Origin of the sequence: Bradyrhizobium sp. SZCCHNR2028 (genome assembly GCF_032380995.1) — a bacterium.
Taxonomy (GTDB): domain Bacteria; phylum Pseudomonadota; class Alphaproteobacteria; order Rhizobiales; family Xanthobacteraceae; genus Bradyrhizobium.
Window position 1 is genome coordinate 36,579 of record NZ_JAUHJF010000033.1, and the last position, 21,032, is coordinate 57,610.

Sequence of the window (21,032 nt, forward strand, 5' to 3'; positions counted from 1 at the left end):
ATCTGCACGCTTGCATACAAGCTTGTGTCGGACGCGCAGGCAGGGAAAGGCAGGCTCATGACGTCGTTGCGAATGCTCGGCCTTGCCGTTGCGCTGGTGTCCAGCGCCGCCGCAGCGCAGCAGGGAGGGAACGCCATCAGCAAGCTCACGATCAGTCTCGGGACCGCGACGCCAGGCGGCGGCTTTCCGCTCTATGGCGATGCCTTCGCCAAGGCCCTGAATGACGCCGATGCCGGGCTTGCGATCGTCACGCGCAACACCAAGGGCAGCAACGAGAACATTCCGCTGCTGGAGCAGGGTGAGCTCGATCTCGGCCTCGTCGCCGGCGAGCCGGCCTACCAGGCCTTCATGGGCATCGACCGCCCCAAGACGCGGCTCAAGATCCTGACCGCGATCTTTTCCAGCCCGGGCCTGTTCGTGGTGCGCGCCGACAGTCCTTATCGCAGCATCCGCGATCTCGTCGGCCAGACGGTGGTGTTCGGCGCCAAGGGCTCGGGCCTGCCGATCATGTCGCGCTACATGCTCGACGGGCTCGGCCTGCAGCAGGACCAGGACTTCAAGGCGATCTATCTCGACCGTGCTGGCGACGGCCCGGCCATGGTGCAGGACGGGCGCGCCGCGGCGCTGTGGGGCGCCGGCATCGGCTGGCCCGGCTTCGCGGCGATGGCCAAGGCGCCGGGCGGTGCCCGCTTCATCGCGCCGTCCGCCGAGGAGATCGCGCAGGTCAGGGCGAAGCACGGTTTCCTCAAGGCCCTGACGGTGCCCGCCGGCAGCTATGCCGGGCAGGACGCGGCGATCGATTCGATCGGGTCATGGAGCTTCGTGCTGGTGCGCGAGACCTTGCCCGACGACGTTGCCTACCGGCTGGCGAAGACGCTGCATGGCGCGGAAGCCGCGCTGTGCAGGACGCTGGCGCAGGCCTGCGAGACCACGGCCGCCAACACCGTTGCGGCAGCGCCCGATCTCGCACTGATCCATCCAGGCGTGATGCGATATTTGAAAGTGATTGGCGTTGCCAAGTGAACCGCTGTCGTCCCGTCGAACGCCGGCGTTCGCCGGGACGATGCCTTCATCGTTGCGGCGCCCTCACTTCTTGATCAAGGGGCACGCCGGATCGGGCGGCCCGAACGCGTCATCGCCTTTGATGGTCGCGAGGATCTTGTAGTAGTCCCAGGGATATTTGCTCTCCTCCGGCGATTTCACCTGCGCCAGCACGAGATCGTGCACCATGAGATTGTCGGCGCGCAGCTTGCCGTTGCGGGCGAAGAAGTCCTCGACCGGCGTGTCCCGCATCTTCGCGGCGACCGCGAGCGGATCGTCGCTGCCCGCCGCCTTGATGGCGTTGAGATAGTGCATGACTGCGGAATAGACGCCGGCCTGCCACATCGTCGGCATCCGGTTCATCTTGGCGAAATAGCGCTTCGACCATTCCCGCGTCTTGTCGTCCATGTCCCAGTAGAACGAGGTGGTGAGCAGGAGCCCCTGCGCCGCCGGCAGGCCGAGCGAATGGATGTCGGTGACCAGCGCGAGCAAAGCCGCCATCTGCTGTCCGCCCTTGAGCAGGCCGAACTCGGATGCGGTCTTGATCTCGTTCATGTTGTTGGGCGGGCCGGCGGCGATGCCGATGATCTTGGCCTTGGAGGCCTGCGCCTGCAGGATGAAGGACGACAGATCCGGCGTCGCGAATGGCGGCCGCACCGCGCCCACGACCTTGCCGCCATTGGCGGTGACGACGCTCGACGCGTCGCGCTCCAGCGAATGGCCGAAGGCGTAGTCGTCGGTGATGAAGAACCAGCTGTCGCCGCCGCGCTTGACGACCTCCTTCGCCGTGCCGGTGGCGAGTGCGCGGGTGTCGAACACCCATTGCATCGCGTAGGGCGAGCAGAACTTGCCGTGGAAATCGGCGGAACCGGTCGACTGGGTGATGAACAGCTTCTTCTTCTCGGTGGCGATGGTCTGCACGGCGAGGCCCACCGCGGAGACGGGCACGTCGACGATGAGATCGACCTGCTCGGTGTCGTACCAGCGGCGCGCGATCGCCGCGCCGATGTCGGGCTTGAGCTGATGATCGCCGACGATGACGCTGATCGGCTTGTCCAGCACCTTGCCGCCGAAATCATCGACCGCCATCTGCGCCGCGGTGACGGACCCTTGTCCGGTCGGCGTCGAGGCCGGGCCGTTCATGTCACTGAGCACGCCGATCTTGACGACGTTGTCGGAGATCTCGGCCTGCGCGGCGGTCGTGACCAGCAGCGCGGCTGCGGCCCACGCCGCCCGCTTCAAGCAGCTGAGTTGCAATCAGTCCTCCACCGATACCGGCATGATGCCGTTGTTTGTTCCGGCTCTGCCGGCCGGTCCGCCTATCTGCAATCAATCCAGGGCGGCCGTCAATCGTGCCGGACGGCGGAGCGGTGGAGCGATCCTGTGCGCTGCAACGCCGCAAGCAGCGAGGTCGTCGCGCACGCGCGCAGGCTCCTCGGCCGTTCAGGCCTTGGCGGTCATTTGCTCCTCGTGCGCAGCCTCCCACACCTCGCGCGCGGCGTCCGCATTCATCAGTGCGATGCCGACGCCCACGATCAGGTCGGGCCAGATCGAGGGCCACACAAAGGCGGTCACGAGACCGACCGCGATGATCGCGATGTTGGCGAAGGCGTCGTTGCGTGCGGACAGGAAGGCGGCGCGGGTCAGGCTGCCCCGGTGGTCCCTGACCCGCGCCAGGATCAGCGCGCAGCCGAGATTGACGATCAGCGCGCCGAGGCCGGTCACGGTGAGCGGCAGCGGCGCGGGCACGATCGGCGTGAAGAACTTCTCGCCGGCGGTCCACAGTCCGGCGATCGCCGGCGCCAGCAGGATCAGCGCCAGCACCTTGCCGAGCAGCGCCCGCCGCGGCGGGCTCCAGCGCAGCGCCAGCGCAATCAGGATGTTGACCGAGGCATCTTCCAGAAAATCGACGCTGTCGGCGAACAGTGACACCGAGCCGATCGCCAACGCCACGGCGAACTCGATGCCGAAATATCCGAGATTGAGCACGGCAACGGCGAGCACGGCGCGGCGGACCATGGTTGTCGCGTCCATCAGGCGTCCTCAATCCTCGAGAGCTGCGAGCCGCTCCGCCTCGGCGAGGTCGAGCGCGGTATTGGCATTGAAGAACGGATCCAGCGGAACCGACGGCCAGCTCACGGTCGCGACCTTGTAGCGCGCCGTGAAGCGGGTGACCTTCCGGATGTCCTCCGCGACCAGGGCGTGGCGAAGGTCCTCGCGCAGCCCGACCGGCCACAGCCCGATCACTGGGTGGATCTGTCCGCCGGACGCCGCCAACGCCAGTTCGGCCTGCTCCGCCGCCCGCGCTGTCGCCAGCCGTGCGACCAGATCACGCGGCAGGAATGGACAGTCGCCGGCGGCGCTCAGCATCCACCGTGCCTCCGGCATGTGCGCCGCAACCCAGTCGAGGCCGGCGAGAATGCCGGCGAGCGGGCCCGGAAAGCCGACGACACCATCTGGCACGACTGTCAGGCCGTTGCCTGCGAAGCGCGCGGGGTCGCCATTGGCATTGAGGATCAGCCGGCTGCACTGCGGCGCCAGCCGCGCGATCACGCGCTCCAGGATGGTGCGGCCGTCGACCATGCGCAACGGCTTGTCGCCGCCGCCCATCCGCTGCGCGCGACCGCCGGCGAGCAGCACGCCGGGGATCGAAGTCGAGGTCATGGCTGTCATCGCGGGTTCGTTACCACGACTGCTGCCAGGGCGTCAGCGTTGGCGCGCACGATCCACCATTTGAGTCTGCGGGGCGGCCGCACGCACCGGCATGCCCCTCGCTTACGGGCCTTGCCTGGTCCGCGGGGCTGCTGGCATGACAGCGCGAAGCGTGGACATGGCGTTCCACCCGGCCTTCGGGCCATCGATCGATTCCGCGCTCCTGGCTGTGCGAAAGCGCCGGGGCTTTTCTGGAGACCGCGATGAAAGTCATCGGCCTCGCCGGCTGGAGCGGCGCCGGCAAGACCACGCTGCTGACGCGGCTGATTCCTCATCTCAAGGGGCAGGGACTGCGCGTCTCGGTGATCAAGCATGCCCATCACAAGTTCGACGTCGACCTTCCCGGCAAGGATTCGTGGCGGCATCGCGAGGCCGGTGCCGAGGAGGTCCTCGTCGCGTCGGGCACGCGCTGGGCGCTGATGCACGAGCTGCGCGGCGCAAGGGAGCCGGCACTCGCGGAGCTTCTGGCGAAGTTGTCTCCCGTCGATCTGGTCGTCATCGAAGGCTACAAGGCCGGGCCGCATCGCCGCATCGAGGTGCATCGCACAGCCAACGGCAAGCCGCTGCTGTTTCCCGATGATCCAGGCATCGTCGGGCTCGCCAGCGACGGCGATGTCGAGACCGTGCTGCCGCGCGTTCATCTCGACGATATCCCGGCGATCGCGGCGCTCGTCCGCCATCTCGCGATGCCGCTGGCGGACGTTCTGGCGTTGTGCGACAAACTTGGTGTTCCGTGATGGAACTCGCGCGAGTTCGCAACGCCAGTGTTCCTGGCATCCCAGGAACCCAGTTCAGGGTTCCCGTGATGGTGCGGCCCGGTTGACGTGCCGGAACCGCTTGGCCATGGTCGCGCACATGATGATGACGAGGCTGGATCTGACGGGCCTGAAGTGCCCACTGCCGGTGCTGAAGACCCGGAAGGCATTACGGACGCTCAAGGCGGGAGAGCGGCTCGAAGTGTGCTGTACCGACCCGCTTGCGGTGATCGACATCCCGAATCTGGTACGGGAGACCGGAGATCGGGTGGAGAGCGTCGATCGCACCGAGCGCGGCATTCTGTTTCGGATCGAGAAGGCGGCGGGACCGGCCGGATGACCCGTGCGGCGGTGAACATCCTCTGCTGCAGGTTGCTCGAACTACGTAGTTCGTGCGTGCTATCTCGACGCATCGATGTGTCAAGGGATCGTGCTGCTTCCTATCGTCGCAGCGGCGTCAACCCGAGCTCACAACAATGCCGCGTTCTCAGTCCAGGCTTGCGACGCTGTTGCCAGGCAAGGACAAGTTGCTTCGTCTTCACGTTTCCGCGAGCGCGCGCATGCGGCCTTAAGCCGTGTCCCGTTGCTGATCGCCCGGACATCTCATTAGTTGATTCCATCAGGAATGGTCGTGACGCGTCCGGAAAGTAATCGAGAGCAATGTGGCTACAGCCGTGAGTGGCGGTCGCGTTGGTTGCACGTGAATTTGTGTGTTTGTTAGCAACACATTCCCGCTGCAGTGCGATCAATCCACGAAGATCGACCGATTATTACCATTTTACTATCGACAATTTGCCTCAGTTCTGCACCAATTGAGACGCTTCCGCGGAGGTTGCGGGAGACGAGTCATGCCCGCTGGGGAGCGGGCCAGGCAGAACAGCGGCACAAAGATGGTGAGGGCATAACGTCTCGGGTGGGGTGTTATGCGCATCGAGCCAATGATGAGCGTTTGTGCGTTGCGGGACTGCTCTGGTACGCGATAGCGGGCGGGGTGAGTGGGCGTATTGATTCTGATCAAGGGGACAGAACATGACGTTGTTGCGTTGGACGGGAGTCCGTAGGGGAGGAATGCATGGCTACCATTGAAAGCGCGGGCACGCTCCCGGGCTCGCAAGCGGGGATCTTCGATCGTGAGCACACGGTCGCCAAGGCGGGGTTCAACCGCTGGTTGGTTCCTCCGGCTGCGCTGTGCATCCATCTGTGCATCGGCATGGCGTATGGCTTCTCGGTGTTCTGGCTGCCGCTGTCGCGCGCGATCGGCGTGACCAAGACTCAGGCCTGCCCGGACATGACCCTGGTGCAGGAGCTGTTCACGACGACCTGCGACTGGAAGGTCGCAAGTCTTGGCTGGATGTACACCCTGTTCTTCGTACTGCTGGGTGGCTCCGCGGCGGTCTGGGGTGGCTGGCTCGAGCGGGCCGGACCGCGCAAGGCGGGTGCCGTTGCGGCCTGCTGCTGGGGTGGCGGCCTGCTGATCGCAGCGCTTGGCATCTATGTGCACCAGCTCTGGATGATGTGGGTCGGCGCCGGCGTCATCGGCGGCATCGGCCTCGGCCTCGGCTACATCTCGCCGGTGTCGACCCTGGTGAAATGGTTCCCGGACCGGCGCGGCATGGCGACCGGCATGGCCATCATGGGCTTCGGCGGCGGCGCGATGATCGGTGCTCCGCTCGCCAACCTGCTGATGAACTACTTCAAGACCCCGACCTCGGTGGGTGTCTGGGAGACTTTCGTCACGATGGGCGTGATCTACTTCGTCTTCATGATGATCGGTGCCTTTGCCTATCGCGTCGCTCCGGTCGGCTGGCAGCCCGAAGGCTGGACGCCGCCTGCGGTCAAGAAGGCAATGATCTCGGAGCACCATGTGCATCTCGACAACGCGCACAAGACTCCGCAGTTCTGGCTGGTCTGGTGGGTGCTCTGCTTGAACGTGTCGGCAGGCATCGGCGTGATCGGCATGGCCTCGCCGATGCTGCAGGAGATCTTCGCCGGCAAGCTGATCGGTCTGCCCGACGTCAGCTTCAACCAGCTCGACGCCGGCCAGAAGGCTGCGATCGCGGGCATCGCGGCAGGCTTTGCCGGCCTGTTGTCGTTGTTCAACATCGGCGGCCGCTTCTTCTGGGCGTCGCTCTCGGATCACATCGGCCGCAAGAACACCTATTACTGCTTCTTCCTGATCGGCATCGTGCTCTATGCGCTGGCGCCGACCTTCGCAGCGATGGGGTCCAAGCTGCTCTTCGTGGGGGCCTTCGCCATCATCCTCTCGATGTATGGCGGCGGCTTCGCGACCGTACCTGCCTATCTGGCCGACCTGTTCGGCACCCAGTTCGTCGGTGCCATCCACGGCCGGCTGCTGACCGCGTGGGCGACGGCCGGCATCATCGGTCCGGTGGTCGTCAACTACATCCGCGAGTTCCAGCTCGCCGCCGGCGTGCCGCGCGACCAGCTGTACAACACGACGATGTATATCCTCTGCGCCATGCTGCTCGCCGGCCTGATCTGCAACTTCCTGATCAAGCCCGTCGATGACAAGTGGAACATGAGCGCGGACGAAGTCGCGAAGTACCAGGCGGAGCTCGCCAAGAACGAGTCGGCGATCCAGCACGGGTCGTTCGGCATCGGCAAGGGCGGCCTCGACGTCAAGGCCGCCCTGTTCTGGGCCTTCGTCGGCGTGCCGCTGGCCTGGGGCGTCTGGAAGACGTTGGAAAGCGCGGTCAAGATCTTCTGACCGATCGACGATGATACAAACGGGGCGGCCGGATCGGCCGCCCCTTTTTTTTGCGCGGTGCTGCGCGGCCGCTAGGTGGAAGCTCGCTTACCGCGAAAGCGCCGAACCTCCTTGCACTTATTGATTTCCTATACGAGACGAATTCGGCCTCTCTCGCATTCCTACGCTGCTGGGCTCCATCTTCCGCCTTGCCGGCCGGATCTGGCGCCGGCCCGACGGAGAATGGACATGAGCGCGGTTGACCTGTTTCGCGAAGCCCGCGGCGCTATCGGCCTGAGAGCCATCCGGCGGCCGCATCCAATCAAGACGCTGCGCGGCATCTTCAGGACCATTCATGCCGCGATCGCCGCGGCCAAGCTGCGGCGCTTGCGCAACGAGCTGCTCTGTCGGCGCAGTTCCGTGGCGTCTCCGTCGCTGCCGGGTGATGCGAGAGTCCGGCCGCGGTCGCCGCAGATTGTTGACGACAAAGGGAGCTTCTGAACGATCGGTCCTCGCGGCACCGCGCGGTGGGCCCTCTCAACACCGGACCTCCTGCCTCCGTGACGCGGCTGCGGTGTGAGCGCTGAGCAGCGTCATGGCCTGCATGACGGCTGCCATCGTGGGAGAGTCCAAAGCTGTCAATGGCAGACGAACGCCGGCGGCGATGAGCCCCTGGAGACTGAGCGCGTATTTGACTGCGGCCGGCGTATCGCGGCTGAATGCCTCGATCAGCGGCAGCAACTGATGATGTAGCCGTCGCGCAGCGCTCCAGCGGGCGCGCTGACAATAGGCGAAAAGCGCGCCGCAGAGCTGCGGTGCGACGTTGGCCACCAGCGAGATGTTGCCGTCGCCTCCGGCGGCTGCGAACGGCACCGCCGTCGCATCGTCGCCTGATAGCAGGCGGAAGCCGACCGGAAGCCGCGATCGCAGATGTACGGTCCGTCCGATATCGCCGGTGCCGTCACGCAGGCCGACGAATTGCGCCCACCGCGCAAGGCGCACCAGTGTATCGTCGGGCAGTGCGCGTCCCGTGCGCGACGGGCAATCGTGCAGAATGACCGGCAGCGCCGTCGCGTCGCCGACGGCGCGGAAATGCGCGTAGATTCCCTCTGCCGTAGGTCGGTTGTAGTAAGGGACCACCGACATGATCGCATCCGCGCCGGCGGCTGCCGCCTGGCGGGTGTTCTGCACGGCCTGGAGCGTCGCGTTGGATCCTGCTCCGGCGATGACGTGGACCCGATTGGCGGCCGCCGTCACTGCCGTGCGAATGACCTGTTCGCGCTCTGCCGCGGTGAGCGTAGATGCTTCGCCTGCGGTCTCGCAGACCAGGATCGCGCTGGCGCCCGCTTCGATCTGCCGCTCGCACAGTCTGGCGAGCGCCGGGCGGTCGAGCGCACCATTGGCATCGAACGGGGTTGGAATGTCCGCGATGGTGCCGGCGAGCCAGCGTGCGGCCGATCCAGGGTGCATCCTGAGCGCATCGCTCATGCGACCGGTCGCCTTCCGCTCGCGAACAGCAGACCGATCGGAGCAAGCCGGCCATCGGCATCGAGCTCGATCGTGCGCGCGAGCTCGACGATGGTTTCCGGGTGGTGGCCGTTCTCGAACAGCGCATATTTCATCGCCTCGGCACGGCTCACGAACAGGCCGCCATAGAGCCCATTCTGCTCCTGGGCGACCCACTGGCCATGTCCGTTCTTGCCGATGAAGACGAGCGCGGGGGCCGGCATGTTGCACGATGGGGGTTCGAGACTTTTCACGGGACTGTTCCTTGTTGTGGTGTGAGCAGGCCGGTCGGAACGATCGGCGCTCATGGACGGCAATATCGAAGGCGAGGGGTAGGAATTCGAGATGGCGCCGCGTGCGATCGCATAAGAGCGGTGTAAGGGCGCTTAGTTTCCGGACGGCTGGATCAGCGCCATCACCGCGCAATAGAGCGCGGTGTAGCCGATCATCTCGTCCCAATGGTTCAGGCTCGCGGCGGACACGCGCTCCCGGCGCAGCATCGCGAGCACGGCACACAGGATCGTCGTCATCCAGAGCAGGGCAGCGAGGCTGCGACCGAAGCCGATGCTGCCGAACGCGGCGAACAGGATGAGGACCAACATTCGTAGCAGAAATCGAAGCAGCACCCTGGCGGCCGGAAGCTCCGTGGCCTTGTCAGCGGAAAGCAACATCGCGGCAATGACGGCGGCTCAGAAATTGTCGCAGCAGAGCAGGTCGGCGACCGCCGGCTCCGTCGTGATGCCGCGCCTTGCGTCAGGCTGCGAGACGCTCGGCTCGAGACGGCGGGCTTCGGCCGCGGCGTGGAGAATGGCGAGGGCGAGATCGCTGTGGCGGGCTTCAGCGCAACGATCGAGCCAGTCCGGCAATTCGCGCTGTTGCGACAATGCGCAGTGCCATTCGCCGTCATCATAGGCGATGCGGCGGAGCTGCCATTGCGGCAGTTGCAGCGCGATCAGCTCGAGCGCGGCATCGATCCGCGCCTCGACCTCCAGGAATCGTGCGATCCGCAGCCGGCGCCGCCCGCGCGCCGACAAGGGTGAGACTCCCTCGTCGTCGTCAAGCAAAGCCGCCAGCATCGCCGTGGTGGTCTGCGCGATCTGTGCCGGCTCCGGCACATCCGGTCGTGTCGTCAAGGCAGCCATGCTGGCCTCCCGTCGTCAGTGAGCGTTGGCCCGGTGGGCCCTGACCGGCAATGTGGCCGACGGCGCCGTAGGAATGCGAGAGGGGCGGAGGCTGAGAGAAATAAGCGGCGCATAAAGACGCCTCCGCCGTGCGGCCGCTCATATGCGGACGAGGCCCGCAGCCGGGCGATTTTGCCCGGGGAATGCCGCGGTCTTTATGAGATTCCTATAACTCAGCCGGTGGTGCCGTCTCGAAAACCTACGAGGCCCGATGCCATCTGTCCGCCATGGAACGGACCGTGGCTGCACCGGCGCTCGCGGCCGCTCCACGCATTGCGCGTCTTTCGCGCGCATGAGGAGCACACCATGCTTGACATCCTGATGCTGGCGCTGGCCGCCGGCTTCTTCGCCTTGGCGATCGGCTATACCTACGCCTGCGAGCGACTCTAGGAGACGCGCCATGATCTTCGACTATTCGCTCGCCGGCGCCGTGTCGCTCGGCCTTCTGATCTATCTCACCTACGCGCTGTTGCGGCCCGAGCGGTTCTGACCGCCGGCTCTCGCACCTTCAAGGACACATCCCATGACTGTGATCGGCTGGATCCAGATCTTGCTTTACTGCGCCGTCATCGTCGCGCTCGCCAAGCCGCTCGGCTGGTACATGACGCGCGTCTTCAATGGCGAGCGAACCTTGCTCTCGCCGGTGCTGCGGCCGGTGGAGTCCGCGATCTATTGGATCGGCGGCGTCGACGAGCGGCGCGAGCAGCATTGGCTGACCTACACGGTCGCGATGCTGCTGTTCCATGTCGGCGGCTTCCTGATCATCTACGGCGTGATGCGCTTGCAGGCCGTGCTGCCGTTCAATCCCGCAGGACAGTCCGCGGTCGCTGAGGATCTCTCCTTCAACACCGCGATCAGCTTCCTGACCAACACCAACTGGCAGAACTACGGCGGCGAGAGCACGGTCTCCTATCTCGTGCAGATGCTCGGCCTGACGCACCAGAACTTCCTGTCGGCCGCAACCGGCATCGTGCTCGCGATCGCGCTGATCCGCGGCTTCTCACGCGCCTCGGCGCGGACCGTCGGCAATTTCTGGGTCGATGTCGTCAGATGCACGCTCTATGTGCTGCTGCCGCTCTGCATCGTCTACACGCTGTTCCTGGTCTGGCAGGGCATCCCGCAGACGCTCGGGCCCTATGTCGAGGCGACCACGCTGGAAGGGGCGAAGCAGACCATCGCGGTCGGCCCGGTGGCCTCGCAGGTCGCGATCAAGATGCTCGGCACCAATGGCGGCGGCTTCTTCAATGCCAACGCCGCGCATCCGTTCGAGAACCCGAACGCGCTGTCGAACTTCATCCAGATGCTCTCGATCTTCGCGCTCGGTGCCGGCCTCACCAACGTGTTCGGCCGCATGGTCGGCAATCAGCGCCAGGGCTGGGCGATCCTCGCCGTGATGGGCGTCCTGTTCATCGCCGGCGTCGCTATCACCTACTGGGCCGAGGCCAACGGTACGACCACGTTGAACGCGCTGGGACTGACCGGCGGCAACATGGAGGGCAAGGAGGTCCGCTTCGGCATCGTCGCCTCGTCGCTGTTCGCCGTGATCACCACGGCGGCGTCCTGCGGCGCCGTCAACGCCATGCATGATAGCTTCACCGCGCTCGGCGGCATGATCCCGCTCATCAACATGCAGCTCGGCGAGATCATCGTCGGTGGCGTCGGCGCCGGCCTCTACGGCATGCTGCTGTTCGTCGTGCTCGCGATCTTCGTCGCCGGCCTGATGGTCGGGCGCACGCCGGAATATGTCGGCAAGAAGATCGAGGCCCGCGAGGTCAAGATGGCGATGCTGGCGATCCTGGTGCTGCCGCTGATGTATCTCGGCTGGACCGCGGTCGCCGTCGTGCTGCCCTCGGCCGTGGCGTCGATGGCCAATGCCGGCCCGCATGGCTTCACCGAGGTGCTCTACGCCTTCACCTCGGCGACCGCCAACAACGGCTCGGCGTTCGCAGGACTCACGGGCAACACCTTCTTCTACAACCTCACGCTCGCGTCCTCGATGTTCGTCGGCCGCTTCTTCATGATCATCCCGGCGATGGCGATCGCGGGCTCGCTCGCGCAGAAGAAGTCGATCCCGCCCTCGGCCGGCACGTTCCCGACCACCGGCGGCCTGTTCGTCGGCCTCGTGGTCGGCGTCATCCTGATCATCGGCGGCCTCACCTTCTTCCCCGCACTCGCCTTGGGTCCGATCGTCGAGCACCTCGCGATGACCGCCGGCACCGTGTTTTGATCTCGGAGCAACCTCCATGGACACCATGAAACTGCAGAAGCGCTCGTCGATGTCGACGATGCTCGACCCGAAGATCGTGCTGCCGGCCATCAAGGCGGCGCTCGTCAAGCTCGACCCGCGGCTGATGATCAGGAACCCCGTGATGTTCGTGGTCGAGGTCGTCGCCGCGCTCACCACGGTGATCTTCCTGCGCGACGTCGTCACCGGCGGAGCGAACCTCGGCTTCACCTTCCAGATCATTCTCTGGCTGTGGTTCACCGTGCTGTTCGCCAACTTCGCCGAAGCGGTCGCCGAAGGCCGCGGCAAGGCGCAGGCGGATTCGCTGCGCAAGACGCGCACCGAGAGCCAGGCCAAGCTGCTGACGGGCACGAACCCGGCCGATCACACCTACAAGCTCGTGCCCGGCACCAGCCTGAAGGTCGGCGACATCGTGCTGGTCGAGGCCGGCGACACTATCCCCTCCGACGGCGAGGTGATCGAAGGCGTCGCCTCGGTCAACGAGGCCGCCATCACCGGCGAGTCCGCTCCCGTCATCCGCGAATCCGGCGGCGACCGCTCGGCGGTGACCGGCGGCACCCAGGTCCTGTCGGACTGGATCCGCGTCAAGATCACGGCCGCGCAAGGCTCGACCTTCATCGACCGCATGATCAAGCTGGTCGAGGGCGCGGAGCGGCAGAAGACGCCGAACGAGATCGCGCTCAACATCCTGCTCGCCGGCCTCACCATCATCTTCGTGTTCGCGACCGTGACCATCCCGAGCTACGCGGCCTATGCCGGCGGCTCGATCTCGGTGGTGGTGCTGGTGGCGCTGTTCGTGACCCTGATCCCGACCACGATCGGCGCGCTGCTGTCGGCGATCGGCATCGCCGGCATGGACCGCCTGGTGCGCTTCAACGTGCTGGCGATGTCCGGCCGTGCGGTCGAGGCCGCCGGCGACGTCGATACGCTCCTGCTCGACAAGACCGGCACCATCACGCTCGGCAATCGCCAGGCGACTGCGTTCCGTCCCGTCAGGGGCGTGAGTGAGCAGGAGCTCGCCGACGCGGCGCAGCTCGCTTCGCTCGCCGACGAGACACCGGAGGGCCGCTCGATCGTGGTGCTCGCGAAGGAGAAGTACGGCATCCGCGGCCGCGACATGGCCGAGCTCGGCGCCACCTTCGTGCCGTTCACGGCGCAGACCCGCATGAGCGGCGTCGATGCCGGCGGCTCCTCGGTGCGCAAGGGCGCGGTCGACGCCATCCTCAACTCCATCGGCGGCGGCGGCGGCCCGACCCAGCCCGTCTCCGGCAATACGGTGCGCGCGGTCCAGCCGGTCGAGAGCGAGCTTGTCCGCGAGATCCGTGCAATCTCCGACGACATCGCCAAATCCGGCGGCACGCCGCTCGCGGTCGCCAGGGACGGGCGCCTGCTCGGCGTCGTCCAGCTCAAGGACATCGTCAAGGGCGGCATCCGCGAACGCTTCGCCGAGCTGCGCCGGATGGGCATCCGCACCATCATGATCACCGGCGACAACCCGATGACCGCGGCGGCGATCGCCGCCGAAGCCGGCGTCGATGATTTCCTGGCGCAGGCGACGCCCGAGGACAAGCTCAAGCTCATCCGCGACGAGCAGGCCAAGGGCAAGCTGGTGGCGATGTGCGGCGACGGCACCAATGACGCGCCGGCGCTGGCGCAGGCCGATGTCGGCGTCGCCATGAACACCGGCACGCAGGCCGCGCGCGAGGCCGGCAACATGGTCGACCTCGACTCCAACCCGACCAAGCTGATCGAGGTGGTGGAGATCGGCAAGCAGCTGCTGATGACGCGCGGCGCACTGACGACGTTCTCGATCGCCAACGACGTCGCCAAGTATTTCGCCATCATCCCGGCGATGTTCCTGGCGTTCTACCCGCAGCTCAACGTGCTGAACGTCATGAACCTCGCGAGCCCGCAGAGCGCGATCCTGTCGGCGATCATCTTCAACGCGCTCGTCATCATCGCGCTGATCCCGCTGGCGCTGAAGGGCGTCGCCTACCGCGCCATCGGCGCCGGCGCGTTGCTCGGCCGCAACCTGATGATCTACGGCTTAGGCGGCATCATCATCCCCTTCATCGGCATCAAGGCGATCGACCTGATCGTGACCGCCTTGCATTTGGCTTGACAACCACAACCGCTGTCATTGCGAGGAGCGAAGCGACGAAGCAATCCAGACTATCACGGCTTGAAGACTCTGGATTGCTTCGCTTCGCTCGCAATGACGGGAGAGAAACAGGAGACACCACAATGCTCAAAGAAATCCGTCCCGCCATTTTCATCCTGCTCGCGCTGACCCTGATCACCGGGCTGTTCTATCCGCTCGCCATGACCGCCGTCGCCGGCTTCGTGTTTCCGGCGCAGGCCGAGGGCAGCCTGATCACGCGCAACGGCCAGGTGATCGGCTCGGCGCTGATCGGCCAGGAGTTCAAGGACGACAAATATTTCCACGGCCGCCCGTCCGCGACCTCGGCCGCCGATCCGAACGATGCGACCAAGACCGTGCCGGCACCCTACAACGCCGCCAACTCGTCCGGCTCCAATCTGGGCCCGACCAGCAAGGCGCTGGCCGACCGCGTCAAGGAGGACGTCGACAAGCTGAAGGCGGAGAATCCCGCCCAGGCCGTGCCGGTCGATCTGGTGACGACCTCGGCGAGCGGGCTCGATCCGGACATCTCGCCGGAGGCGGCGCTGTTCCAGGTGCCGCGGGTGGCCAAGGCACGCGGCTTGCCGGAGGCCAGCGTCCGCAGCCTGATCGCTCAGCAGACCCAGGGCCGTCTGCTCGGGCTGCTCGGCGAACCCCGCGTTAACGTGCTGGCGCTCAATCTGGCGCTCGATGCTGCCAAACCGCAATGAAGCCTTGCCGGCCGCGCCTTGAGGGTCTTGGCCTTAAAGGTCCTGGCCTTAACGGTCCTGGCCTTGGCGCCGAGGTCCCTCCGTCTATAATGCCGCATGGCCAGTCAACGCCGCGATCCTGACCAACGTCCCTCGCCGGAAGCCCTGCTCGAAGCGGCCCGGCGGGAGGACAGTCCTGCCGGCAAGCTCAAGATCTTCGTCGGCGCCGCCCCCGGCGTCGGCAAGACCTATGAGATGCTGTCGAGCGCGCATGCCAAGCTGAGGGCCGGCGTCGACGTCGTCATCGGCTTCGTCGAGACCCATGGCCGCGCCGAGACCGAGGCGCTGGTGCGCGGCCTGGAGGTCGTCCCGCGCAAACATATTTCCTACAAGGACCAGATCGTCGAGGAGATGGATCTGGATGCCGTGATCGCGCGCCGTCCCAAGCTCGCGATCGTCGACGAGCTTGCGCACACCAATGCCGCCGGCAGCCGCCACCCCAAGCGCTATCTCGACGTCGAGGAGCTGCTGTCGCACGGCATCGACGTCTACACGGCGGTCAACGTCCAGCACATCGAGAGCCTCAACGACGTCGTCGCCCAGATCACCCATGTGCGCGTACGCGAGACCGTCCCGGACTCGATCCTCGATCGGGCCGATGCCATCGAGCTGATCGACCTCACGCCCGACGATCTGATCCAGCGGCTGAAGGAGGGCAAGGTCTATGTCCCCAAACAGGCCGAGCGCGCGCTGGAGCATTATTTCTCGCCCGGCAATCTGACCGCGCTGCGCGAGCTCGCGCTGCGCCGGACGGCCGAGCGCGTCGACGAGCAACTGCTCACCCACATGCAGGCCAACGCCATCGCCGGACCCTGGGCAGCCGGCGAGCGGATCCTCGTCTGCGTGTCGGAGGATCCGCGGGCGACCGGGCTGGTGCGCTACACCAAGCGGCTCGCCGACCGTGTCCACGCGCCGTGGACCGCCGTTACCATCGAGACCCGGCGCAATCTGCAGCTCTCCGACAAGCAGCGCGACCGGCTCGCCGATACGCTGCGGCTGGCCGAGACCCTCGGCGGCGAGGCGCTGACGATTCCGGGCGTCGGCCGGCGCATCGCGGATGACCTCATCAGCTTCGCGCAGGCCAACAACGTCACCCAGATCATCATCGGCAAGTCGAGCCGCTCGCGCCTGTTCGAGATCATCAGGGGCTCGGTGGTGCATGACCTCGTCAGGCGCGCCGGCAACATCAGCATCCACGTGATCGCCGGCGAGGAGGCGCCGGACACGCCGAGCCCGTCGGTGCAGACGCGCCCGCGCAGCGAGCCGCTGCAGCCAAAGCCCTATCTGATGGCGCTGCTGATCACGGCTGTCGGCCTTGGCCTCGCCGAGCTCATCCAGCCCTTCTTCGGTATCGAGAACGTCGATCTGGTGTTCCTGACCGCCGTGGTCGGCGTCGCCGCGCGTTACGGTCTTGGGCCGTCGCTGCTGGCGAGCCTCGCCGCCTCGCTCTGCTACAACTTCTTCTTCCTGCCGCCGCTGTATACGTTCACGATCACCGATCCGACCAACATCGGCGCGTTCTTCTTCTTCATGCTGATCGCCATCCTGGTGTCCAACGTCGCCGCGCGCGTGCGCGTTCAGGCGGATTCGGCCACCCAGCGCATCCGGACCACCGAGCAGCTCTACGCCTTCAGCCGCAAGCTCGCGGGCACCGCGACCCTCGACGACGTGCTGTGGGCGACGGCCTATCAGGCGGCGTTGATGCTGAAGGTGCGGGTCGTGCTGCTGCTGCCGCAGGACGGCAAGCTCACGGTCATGACCGGCTATCCGCCGGAGGATCAGCTCGACGACGCCGATCTCGCCGCTGCGAGCTGGGCCTGGAGCAACGACCGCGCAGCGGGCCGCGGCTCCGACACGCTGCCCGGCGCGAAGCGCCTGTTCCTGCCGATGCGCACCGGGCGCGGCTCGATCGGTGTCATTGGCATCGACGACGATCGTACCGGGCCGCTGCTGACGCCAGACCAGCGCCGGCTGCTCGATGCCCTGGTCGATCAGGGCGCGCTCGCGATCGAGCGCGTGCTGCTGGTCGAGGACATGGACAAGGTCAAGCGCACCATGGAGCAGGACCGGCTGCGTTCGGCGCTGCTCACCTCGATCTCGCACGATCTGAAGACGCCGCTTGCCTCCGTGCTCGGCGCGGCTTCGACGATGCGCGATCTGGCCGCCAGGCTGTCCGACAAGGAGAAGCTCGACCTGCTCGCCACCGTCATCGACGAATCCGAGCGGCTCAACCGCTTCATCGCCAATCTCCTGGACATGACCAAGCTGGAATCGGGCGCGATCGTGCCGAACGCCGCGCTGCACGACGTCGGCGAGATCGTCGGCAGCGCGCTGCGGCGCGCGGGCAAGATCCTCGCCGGTCATCATGTCTCGCTGGAGCTGGCGCCCGATCTGCCGATGGTCGAGGTCGACGCGGTGCTGTTCGAGCAGGTGCTGTTCAATCTGCTCGACAACGCCGCCAAATATGCGCCTCCCGAGACCTCGATCGCGATCCGTGCGGCCCGCGACAACAACTGGGTCGTGCTCGAGATCCGTGACGAAGGCGACGGCATTCCCGCCGCGGAGGTCGAGCACGTGTTCGACAAGTTCTATCGCGTGCAGAAGGGCGACCAGGTGCGGCCCGGCACGGGGCTGGGGCTCGCGATCTCGCGCGGCTTCATCGAGGCGATGCATGGCCGCATCTTCGCCGGCAACCGCACCGATCGGCGCGGCGCGGTCCTCACCATCCGCCTGCCGGTGCCGGCGCAGGCCAGACCGCTGGATACGGCCGCATGACCGGCGCTCCGATCAAGGTGCTCGTGATTGACGACGAGCCGCCGATCCGCAAGCTGCTGCGGATGGGCCTGACCACGCAGGGCTACGAGATTCTCGAAGCCTCGAACGGCAGGATTGCGCTGGATCTGTTGGGCCAGGAGCCGGCGCTGATCATTCTCGACCTTGGCCTGCCCGACATCGACGGGCTCGAGCTGCTGCGTACCATCCGTGGCCGCAACGAGGCTGTGCCGGTCGTGGTGCTGTCCAGCCGCGGCGACGAGGCGGGCAAGGTCCAGGCGCTCGATCTCGGCGCCGACGACTACATCACCAAGCCGTTCGGCATGGATGAATTGCTGGCGCGGCTGCGCGCGGCGTTGCGGCATCAGTTGCAGGTGCAGGGCGAGCGTCCGGTGTTCCGCTCCGGCGATCTCTCCGTCGATCTCGTCCGCCGCATCGTCAAGGTCGGCGAGCGCGAGATCAAGCTGTCGCCCAAGGAGTACGATCTGCTCCGCGTCCTGGTGCAGCACGCCGGCAAGGTGCTGACGCACCGCTTCCTGCTCAAGGAGCTGTGGGACGAATTGACCGACGCGCAATATCTGCGCGTCTATGTGCGTCAGCTCAGGCAGAAGATCGAGGCCGATCCCGAGCGCCCGCAATTCGTATTGACCGAGACCGGCATCGGCTATCGGCTGCGCGCGCCGGACTGAGCTTGGCCGTATCGGCCGACTGGTCCTATGTGTCAGGGGCGTTGACATCGCCATTCGATGGGCGAGCTTGCGTGTCCCGCGGGCGGCATCAGCTCGTTTCGTTAAATTTGCGAGCAATTTTGACCAACCGGTCATGTCGCGCTGCGGCACAGTACGTCCGCAGGCGCCCGTTCTCTGGATCAACGGATGATCGAGACTGCGGTCGTGCCACCTGATCGGCGCAGCTGATCGTGCGTTTGCATGCACGATGGTGTAAACACGGGACGTGCCATGTCTCGGCTTGTCAGAACGCGATCTGAATTCTGGGGGGCGAGGCTGCCGACTGCGGCGCAGAGATTGTCATCGGCGATACCGGGAAGAGCATCATGCCCGAAATTCATCTCAATCAAGGTCAGCCCGACGCGTTGTTCTTGGCTCCCATCAGTGAGGTCGGTCATGGAAGAATACATTCATCTGCAGAACCTCATCCTGTTCAGGAAACGTCTCGCTGAATTCAACGATGAGTCCAAGCGGACGGTGCTCCTGAAATTGCTGACTGAGGAAGAGGCCAGGGACGCATCATTCGGAACGTCGCCTTGTCCAGTTGCGCCTCATGCGGCGGATCAGAACGTCTGATCGGCTTCTCGGTCTATCCGTCATCGAAGCGACGAGCGCGAAGCTGCATTGGAATCTCGATGTATCGACGGGCTTCGATTCCCGCGATCGTGAAAGCATGTGTGGAGGTACGCGGCATCAGCTTGCGCTTTGGAACTTTCGTCTCGCCGACGCGGTTTACGTGTCGCAATCGGGAGGATGTTTATGGCACGACAATACTCGCGCAAGGCATCGGCCAAGGTCGGCCGGGCCATGAAGAAGCGCAAGGCCGGCACGCTGCGCAGCGGCGGTTCCGGTCGCAAGGTCAAGAGCCGCAAGCAGGCCATCGCGATCGGCCTGTCGGAGGCGCGCCGCGAGGGCAAGAAGGTGCCGCCGAAGAAGAGCGCGCGGACATCGGCGAAGAAGTCATCGAAAAAGACAACCAAGAAGGCATCGAGCAAGAAGACCACGAAGAAGACCAGCCGGAAGACGGCAAAGAAATCATCGAAGAAAAGCTGAGGCTCGGGATTGTGCCGCCTTGCGCTCATCCGGGCTACGGCGTACTCAGCCCGCCTTCCTCTGCCGCGCCGCCGACCGATGCGCCTTCTTCGCCGTGCGTCGATGCGTGCTCGTCCGCCGTGGCGCCGCACGCGCCGTCTTTTTTCCGCTCTTGCCGTTCAGGCTCTGCTTCAGCGCATCCATCAGGCTGACGACGTTGTCGGGCCGTTCCTCCGGCTCCGGTAGCTTGATCGGCTTGCCCGACGCCTTGCGTTTTACCAGCGCCTTCAGCGCGGTCTCGTATTGGTCCTTGAACTCCGAGGGATCGAAATGCGCCGCCTTGGTCTGCAGGATGTGGCCGGCGAGCTCGACCATGTCCTTGGTGATCTTCGGCGCCTTGATGTCGTCGAAGAACTCAGCTTCGTCGCGCAGCTCATAGGGAAAGCGCAGGGTGGTGCCGAGCATGCCCTTGCCCATCGGCTCGATGGCGATGATATGCTCACGGTTGGTCAGCACGATGCGCGCCAGCGCGACGCGGTCCTGATCCTTCATCGCATCGCGGATCACCGCGAAGGCGTCGATTGCCGCCTTGCCGTCGGGGGCGATGTAATAGGGATCGTTGAGATAGCGCTGGTCGATCTCGTCGCGCGGCACGAAGCTGTCGATGTCGATCGTATGGTTGCTCTTGATCTGGACCGCCTCCAGCTCCTCGGGCTCGATCTCGACGTACTGTCCCTTGGACAGCTCGTAGCCGCGGCCCTTCTGGTCGCCTTCGACGATGTCGCCGGTCTCGGAGTCGACCATCTGCTGCTTGAGCCGGTTGCCGGTCTCGCGGTTGATCAGATGGAAGCGCGTCTTCTCCACCGAGGTCGACGCCGGATAGAGGACGACGGGGCAACTGACGAGCGAGAGTTTGAGCGAGCCTTTCCAATAGGCGCGGGGGGCCATCGTGGTCTCCTTGGACAATCCGGACGAGGCTGCAACGGGCAAGCGTCGGTGTGGGTTCCATGGGCCCGGCGAAGGTCGCTTCGGGAAAAAATAATTCGCTTGACGACTTCGTAAAATCAGCATTATGGTCAGACCCGTTCCGTTGCGTCGGAGGGGACGTATCGCGGTCGTCACGGACGTCGGCAGCGGAATGCGATGGGTGTGTCGGATTGCAGCGTGATTCAGTCGCGCCGACGAACAATCCGGCATGCACGGTCAAGTCGCGCGGTCCTGATACCCCGATGCTGGTATCCAGCGCGATGCGCGCAAGCGCATTGTCGCGACACGGTGGCCAACAAGCCCGGCGCGCCGAGGAGAACGCGAAGCAGCCGTTAAAGCCGTCGCGCAGGGAGGGCCGGGATGTCTCGGCTGCACCTGTGGTACCTGCCGCCTGCATTTTTTTCGCAGGCGGGCCATGGGTGGTGTGCCGAGTATGAACGACAGCTTGGAGGTGGAAGTCCTCTATCCAGCCTGATG

22 protein-coding genes are annotated in these 21,032 nt (G+C 65.5%); 13 read left to right on the plus strand and 9 right to left on the minus strand.

All coding sequences use genetic code 11. The features are described 5' to 3' along the window. The first annotated feature begins 57 nt into the window (after positions 1-57). The gene (locus QX121_RS30295; protein WP_315813771.1) at positions 58-1,023 is read left to right on the plus strand and encodes a TAXI family TRAP transporter solute-binding subunit; all 966 of its coding nucleotides are present in this window, start codon (positions 58-60) and stop codon (positions 1,021-1,023) included. 63 nt (positions 1,024-1,086) lie between these two features. Here QX121_RS30295 and QX121_RS30300 read toward each other — a convergent pair whose 3' ends face one another. The 3 genes from QX121_RS30300 to mobA form a co-directional block, all read right to left on the minus strand. Then, positions 1,087-2,298, minus strand: coding sequence for an ABC transporter substrate-binding protein (locus QX121_RS30300; RefSeq protein WP_315738686.1), 1,212 nt, complete (start codon positions 2,296-2,298; stop codon positions 1,087-1,089). Between the two features lie 186 nt (positions 2,299-2,484). After that, positions 2,485-3,075 carry a cation transporter gene (locus tag QX121_RS30305; RefSeq protein ID WP_315813772.1) on the minus strand — a complete coding sequence of 197 codons (591 nt, stop codon included), beginning with the start codon at positions 3,073-3,075 and terminating at the stop codon, positions 2,485-2,487. 9 nt (positions 3,076-3,084) lie between these two features. Then, a complete protein-coding gene (gene mobA, locus QX121_RS30310; protein ID WP_315813773.1) occupies positions 3,085-3,714 on the minus strand; it encodes a molybdenum cofactor guanylyltransferase MobA in 630 nt (209 codons plus the stop codon). A gap of 242 nt (positions 3,715-3,956) precedes the next feature. Here mobA and mobB point away from each other — a divergent pair, with 242 nt between their 5' ends. The 4 genes from mobB to QX121_RS30330 all read left to right on the plus strand — a co-directional run bounded on the left by mobB (position 3,957) and on the right by QX121_RS30330 (position 7,716). Next, the gene (gene mobB, locus QX121_RS30315; protein ID WP_315813774.1) at positions 3,957-4,490 is read left to right on the plus strand and encodes a molybdopterin-guanine dinucleotide biosynthesis protein B; all 534 of its coding nucleotides are present in this window, start codon (positions 3,957-3,959) and stop codon (positions 4,488-4,490) included. 118 nt (positions 4,491-4,608) lie between these two features. Further along, positions 4,609-4,848 carry a sulfurtransferase TusA family protein gene (locus tag QX121_RS30320; RefSeq protein ID WP_315738740.1) on the plus strand — a complete coding sequence of 80 codons (240 nt, stop codon included), beginning with the start codon at positions 4,609-4,611 and terminating at the stop codon, positions 4,846-4,848. A 732-nt stretch (positions 4,849-5,580) separates the two neighbouring features. Beyond that, the gene (locus QX121_RS30325; RefSeq protein ID WP_315771955.1) at positions 5,581-7,236 is read left to right on the plus strand and encodes an OFA family MFS transporter; all 1,656 of its coding nucleotides are present in this window, start codon (positions 5,581-5,583) and stop codon (positions 7,234-7,236) included. A gap of 228 nt (positions 7,237-7,464) precedes the next feature. Continuing rightward, a complete protein-coding gene (locus QX121_RS30330; RefSeq protein WP_315738681.1) occupies positions 7,465-7,716 on the plus strand; it encodes a hypothetical protein in 252 nt (83 codons plus the stop codon). A gap of 36 nt (positions 7,717-7,752) precedes the next feature. Here QX121_RS30330 and dapA read toward each other — a convergent pair whose 3' ends face one another. The 4 genes from dapA to QX121_RS30350 form a co-directional block, all read right to left on the minus strand. Further along, complete coding sequence (gene dapA / locus QX121_RS30335; protein ID WP_315813775.1) at positions 7,753-8,703, minus strand: 4-hydroxy-tetrahydrodipicolinate synthase; 951 nt, start codon at positions 8,701-8,703, stop codon at positions 7,753-7,755. After that, positions 8,700-8,975 carry a hypothetical protein gene (locus tag QX121_RS30340; RefSeq protein WP_315738679.1) on the minus strand — a complete coding sequence of 92 codons (276 nt, stop codon included), beginning with the start codon at positions 8,973-8,975 and terminating at the stop codon, positions 8,700-8,702. The genes dapA and QX121_RS30340 overlap by 4 nt, the downstream gene beginning before the upstream one ends. A 132-nt stretch (positions 8,976-9,107) precedes the next feature. Next, complete coding sequence (locus tag QX121_RS30345) at positions 9,108-9,392, minus strand: hypothetical protein (RefSeq protein ID WP_315813776.1); 285 nt, start codon at positions 9,390-9,392, stop codon at positions 9,108-9,110. Positions 9,393-9,410: 18 nt separating this feature from the next. Further along, complete coding sequence (locus tag QX121_RS30350; protein WP_315813777.1) at positions 9,411-9,863, minus strand: hypothetical protein; 453 nt, start codon at positions 9,861-9,863, stop codon at positions 9,411-9,413. 439 nt (positions 9,864-10,302) lie between these two features. Between QX121_RS30350 and QX121_RS30355 the strand changes: the two genes are divergently transcribed. The 6 genes from QX121_RS30355 (at position 10,303) to QX121_RS30380 (ending at position 18,497) form a co-directional block, all read left to right on the plus strand. Further along, entirely contained in the window at positions 10,303-10,392 is a 90-nt protein-coding gene (locus tag QX121_RS30355) for a K(+)-transporting ATPase subunit F (RefSeq protein ID WP_042340291.1), read from the plus strand. Positions 10,393-10,425: 33 nt separating this feature from the next. Further along, on the plus strand, positions 10,426-12,129 hold the full coding sequence (gene kdpA / locus QX121_RS30360) for a potassium-transporting ATPase subunit KdpA (protein WP_315813778.1): 1,704 nt from the start codon (positions 10,426-10,428) through the stop codon (positions 12,127-12,129). A 16-nt stretch (positions 12,130-12,145) separates the two neighbouring features. Continuing rightward, positions 12,146-14,269: a potassium-transporting ATPase subunit KdpB gene (kdpB, locus tag QX121_RS30365; RefSeq protein ID WP_315813779.1), complete on the plus strand. Its 2,124-nt coding sequence runs from the start codon at positions 12,146-12,148 to the stop codon at positions 14,267-14,269. A 122-nt stretch (positions 14,270-14,391) separates the two neighbouring features. Further along, the gene (locus QX121_RS30370; RefSeq protein ID WP_315813780.1) at positions 14,392-14,997 is read left to right on the plus strand and encodes a K(+)-transporting ATPase subunit C; all 606 of its coding nucleotides are present in this window, start codon (positions 14,392-14,394) and stop codon (positions 14,995-14,997) included. Between the two features lie 96 nt (positions 14,998-15,093). Next, positions 15,094-17,811: a sensor histidine kinase KdpD gene (locus QX121_RS30375; RefSeq protein WP_315813781.1), complete on the plus strand. Its 2,718-nt coding sequence runs from the start codon at positions 15,094-15,096 to the stop codon at positions 17,809-17,811. Then, on the plus strand, positions 17,808-18,497 hold the full coding sequence (locus QX121_RS30380; protein WP_315775903.1) for a response regulator transcription factor: 690 nt from the start codon (positions 17,808-17,810) through the stop codon (positions 18,495-18,497). Before QX121_RS30375 ends, QX121_RS30380 begins: the two co-directional genes overlap by 4 nt. A 179-nt stretch (positions 18,498-18,676) precedes the next feature. Here QX121_RS30380 and QX121_RS30385 read toward each other — a convergent pair whose 3' ends face one another. Further along, positions 18,677-18,934, minus strand: a complete 258-nt coding sequence (locus tag QX121_RS30385; RefSeq protein WP_315771968.1) for a hypothetical protein — start codon at positions 18,932-18,934, stop codon at positions 18,677-18,679. Here QX121_RS30385 and QX121_RS30390 point away from each other — a divergent pair. After that, positions 18,933-19,112: a hypothetical protein gene (locus QX121_RS30390; protein WP_315738670.1), complete on the plus strand. Its 180-nt coding sequence runs from the start codon at positions 18,933-18,935 to the stop codon at positions 19,110-19,112. The two genes, QX121_RS30385 and QX121_RS30390, sit on opposite strands and share 2 nt — an antisense overlap. Before the next feature lie 183 nt (positions 19,113-19,295). Further along, positions 19,296-19,589 (plus strand): DUF6496 domain-containing protein, encoded by a 294-nt coding sequence (locus QX121_RS30395; RefSeq protein WP_315738669.1) that lies wholly within the window; start codon positions 19,296-19,298, stop codon positions 19,587-19,589. Positions 19,590-19,634: 45 nt separating this feature from the next. Here the strand turns inward: QX121_RS30395 and QX121_RS30400 are convergent, their stop codons facing one another. Next, positions 19,635-20,516 carry a Ku protein gene (locus QX121_RS30400; RefSeq protein ID WP_315813782.1) on the minus strand — a complete coding sequence of 294 codons (882 nt, stop codon included), beginning with the start codon at positions 20,514-20,516 and terminating at the stop codon, positions 19,635-19,637. Positions 20,517-21,032: the final 516 nt, after the last annotated feature.

Bases quoted from the DNA above. Each gene is read 5' to 3' on its own strand.
- QX121_RS30295 (WP_315813771.1), top strand. From the start codon at position 58: ATGACGTCGTTGCGAATGCTCGGCCTTGCCGTTGCGCTGGTGTCCAGC.
- QX121_RS30305 (WP_315813772.1), bottom strand. From the start codon at position 3,075: ATGGACGCGACAACCATGGTCCGCCGCGCCGTGCTCGCCGTTGCCGTG.
- mobA (WP_315813773.1), bottom strand. From the start codon at position 3,714: ATGACAGCCATGACCTCGACTTCGATCCCCGGCGTGCTGCTCGCCGGC.
- mobB (WP_315813774.1), top strand. From the start codon at position 3,957: ATGAAAGTCATCGGCCTCGCCGGCTGGAGCGGCGCCGGCAAGACCACG.
- QX121_RS30320 (WP_315738740.1), top strand. From the start codon at position 4,609: ATGATGATGACGAGGCTGGATCTGACGGGCCTGAAGTGCCCACTGCCG.
- QX121_RS30325 (WP_315771955.1), top strand. From the start codon at position 5,581: ATGGCTACCATTGAAAGCGCGGGCACGCTCCCGGGCTCGCAAGCGGGG.
- QX121_RS30330 (WP_315738681.1), top strand. From the start codon at position 7,465: ATGAGCGCGGTTGACCTGTTTCGCGAAGCCCGCGGCGCTATCGGCCTG.
- dapA (WP_315813775.1), bottom strand. From the start codon at position 8,703: ATGAGCGATGCGCTCAGGATGCACCCTGGATCGGCCGCACGCTGGCTC.
- QX121_RS30345 (WP_315813776.1), bottom strand. From the start codon at position 9,392: ATGTTGCTTTCCGCTGACAAGGCCACGGAGCTTCCGGCCGCCAGGGTG.
- QX121_RS30350 (WP_315813777.1), bottom strand. From the start codon at position 9,863: ATGGCTGCCTTGACGACACGACCGGATGTGCCGGAGCCGGCACAGATC.
- QX121_RS30355 (WP_042340291.1), top strand. From the start codon at position 10,303: ATGATCTTCGACTATTCGCTCGCCGGCGCCGTGTCGCTCGGCCTTCTG.
- kdpA (WP_315813778.1), top strand. From the start codon at position 10,426: ATGACTGTGATCGGCTGGATCCAGATCTTGCTTTACTGCGCCGTCATC.
- kdpB (WP_315813779.1), top strand. From the start codon at position 12,146: ATGGACACCATGAAACTGCAGAAGCGCTCGTCGATGTCGACGATGCTC.
- QX121_RS30370 (WP_315813780.1), top strand. From the start codon at position 14,392: ATGCTCAAAGAAATCCGTCCCGCCATTTTCATCCTGCTCGCGCTGACC.
- QX121_RS30375 (WP_315813781.1), top strand. From the start codon at position 15,094: ATGGCCAGTCAACGCCGCGATCCTGACCAACGTCCCTCGCCGGAAGCC.
- QX121_RS30380 (WP_315775903.1), top strand. From the start codon at position 17,808: ATGACCGGCGCTCCGATCAAGGTGCTCGTGATTGACGACGAGCCGCCG.
- QX121_RS30390 (WP_315738670.1), top strand. From the start codon at position 18,933: ATGGAAGAATACATTCATCTGCAGAACCTCATCCTGTTCAGGAAACGT.
- QX121_RS30385 (WP_315771968.1), bottom strand. From the start codon at position 18,934: ATGACCGACCTCACTGATGGGAGCCAAGAACAACGCGTCGGGCTGACC.
- QX121_RS30395 (WP_315738669.1), top strand. From the start codon at position 19,296: ATGGCACGACAATACTCGCGCAAGGCATCGGCCAAGGTCGGCCGGGCC.
- QX121_RS30400 (WP_315813782.1), bottom strand. From the start codon at position 20,516: ATGGCCCCCCGCGCCTATTGGAAAGGCTCGCTCAAACTCTCGCTCGTC.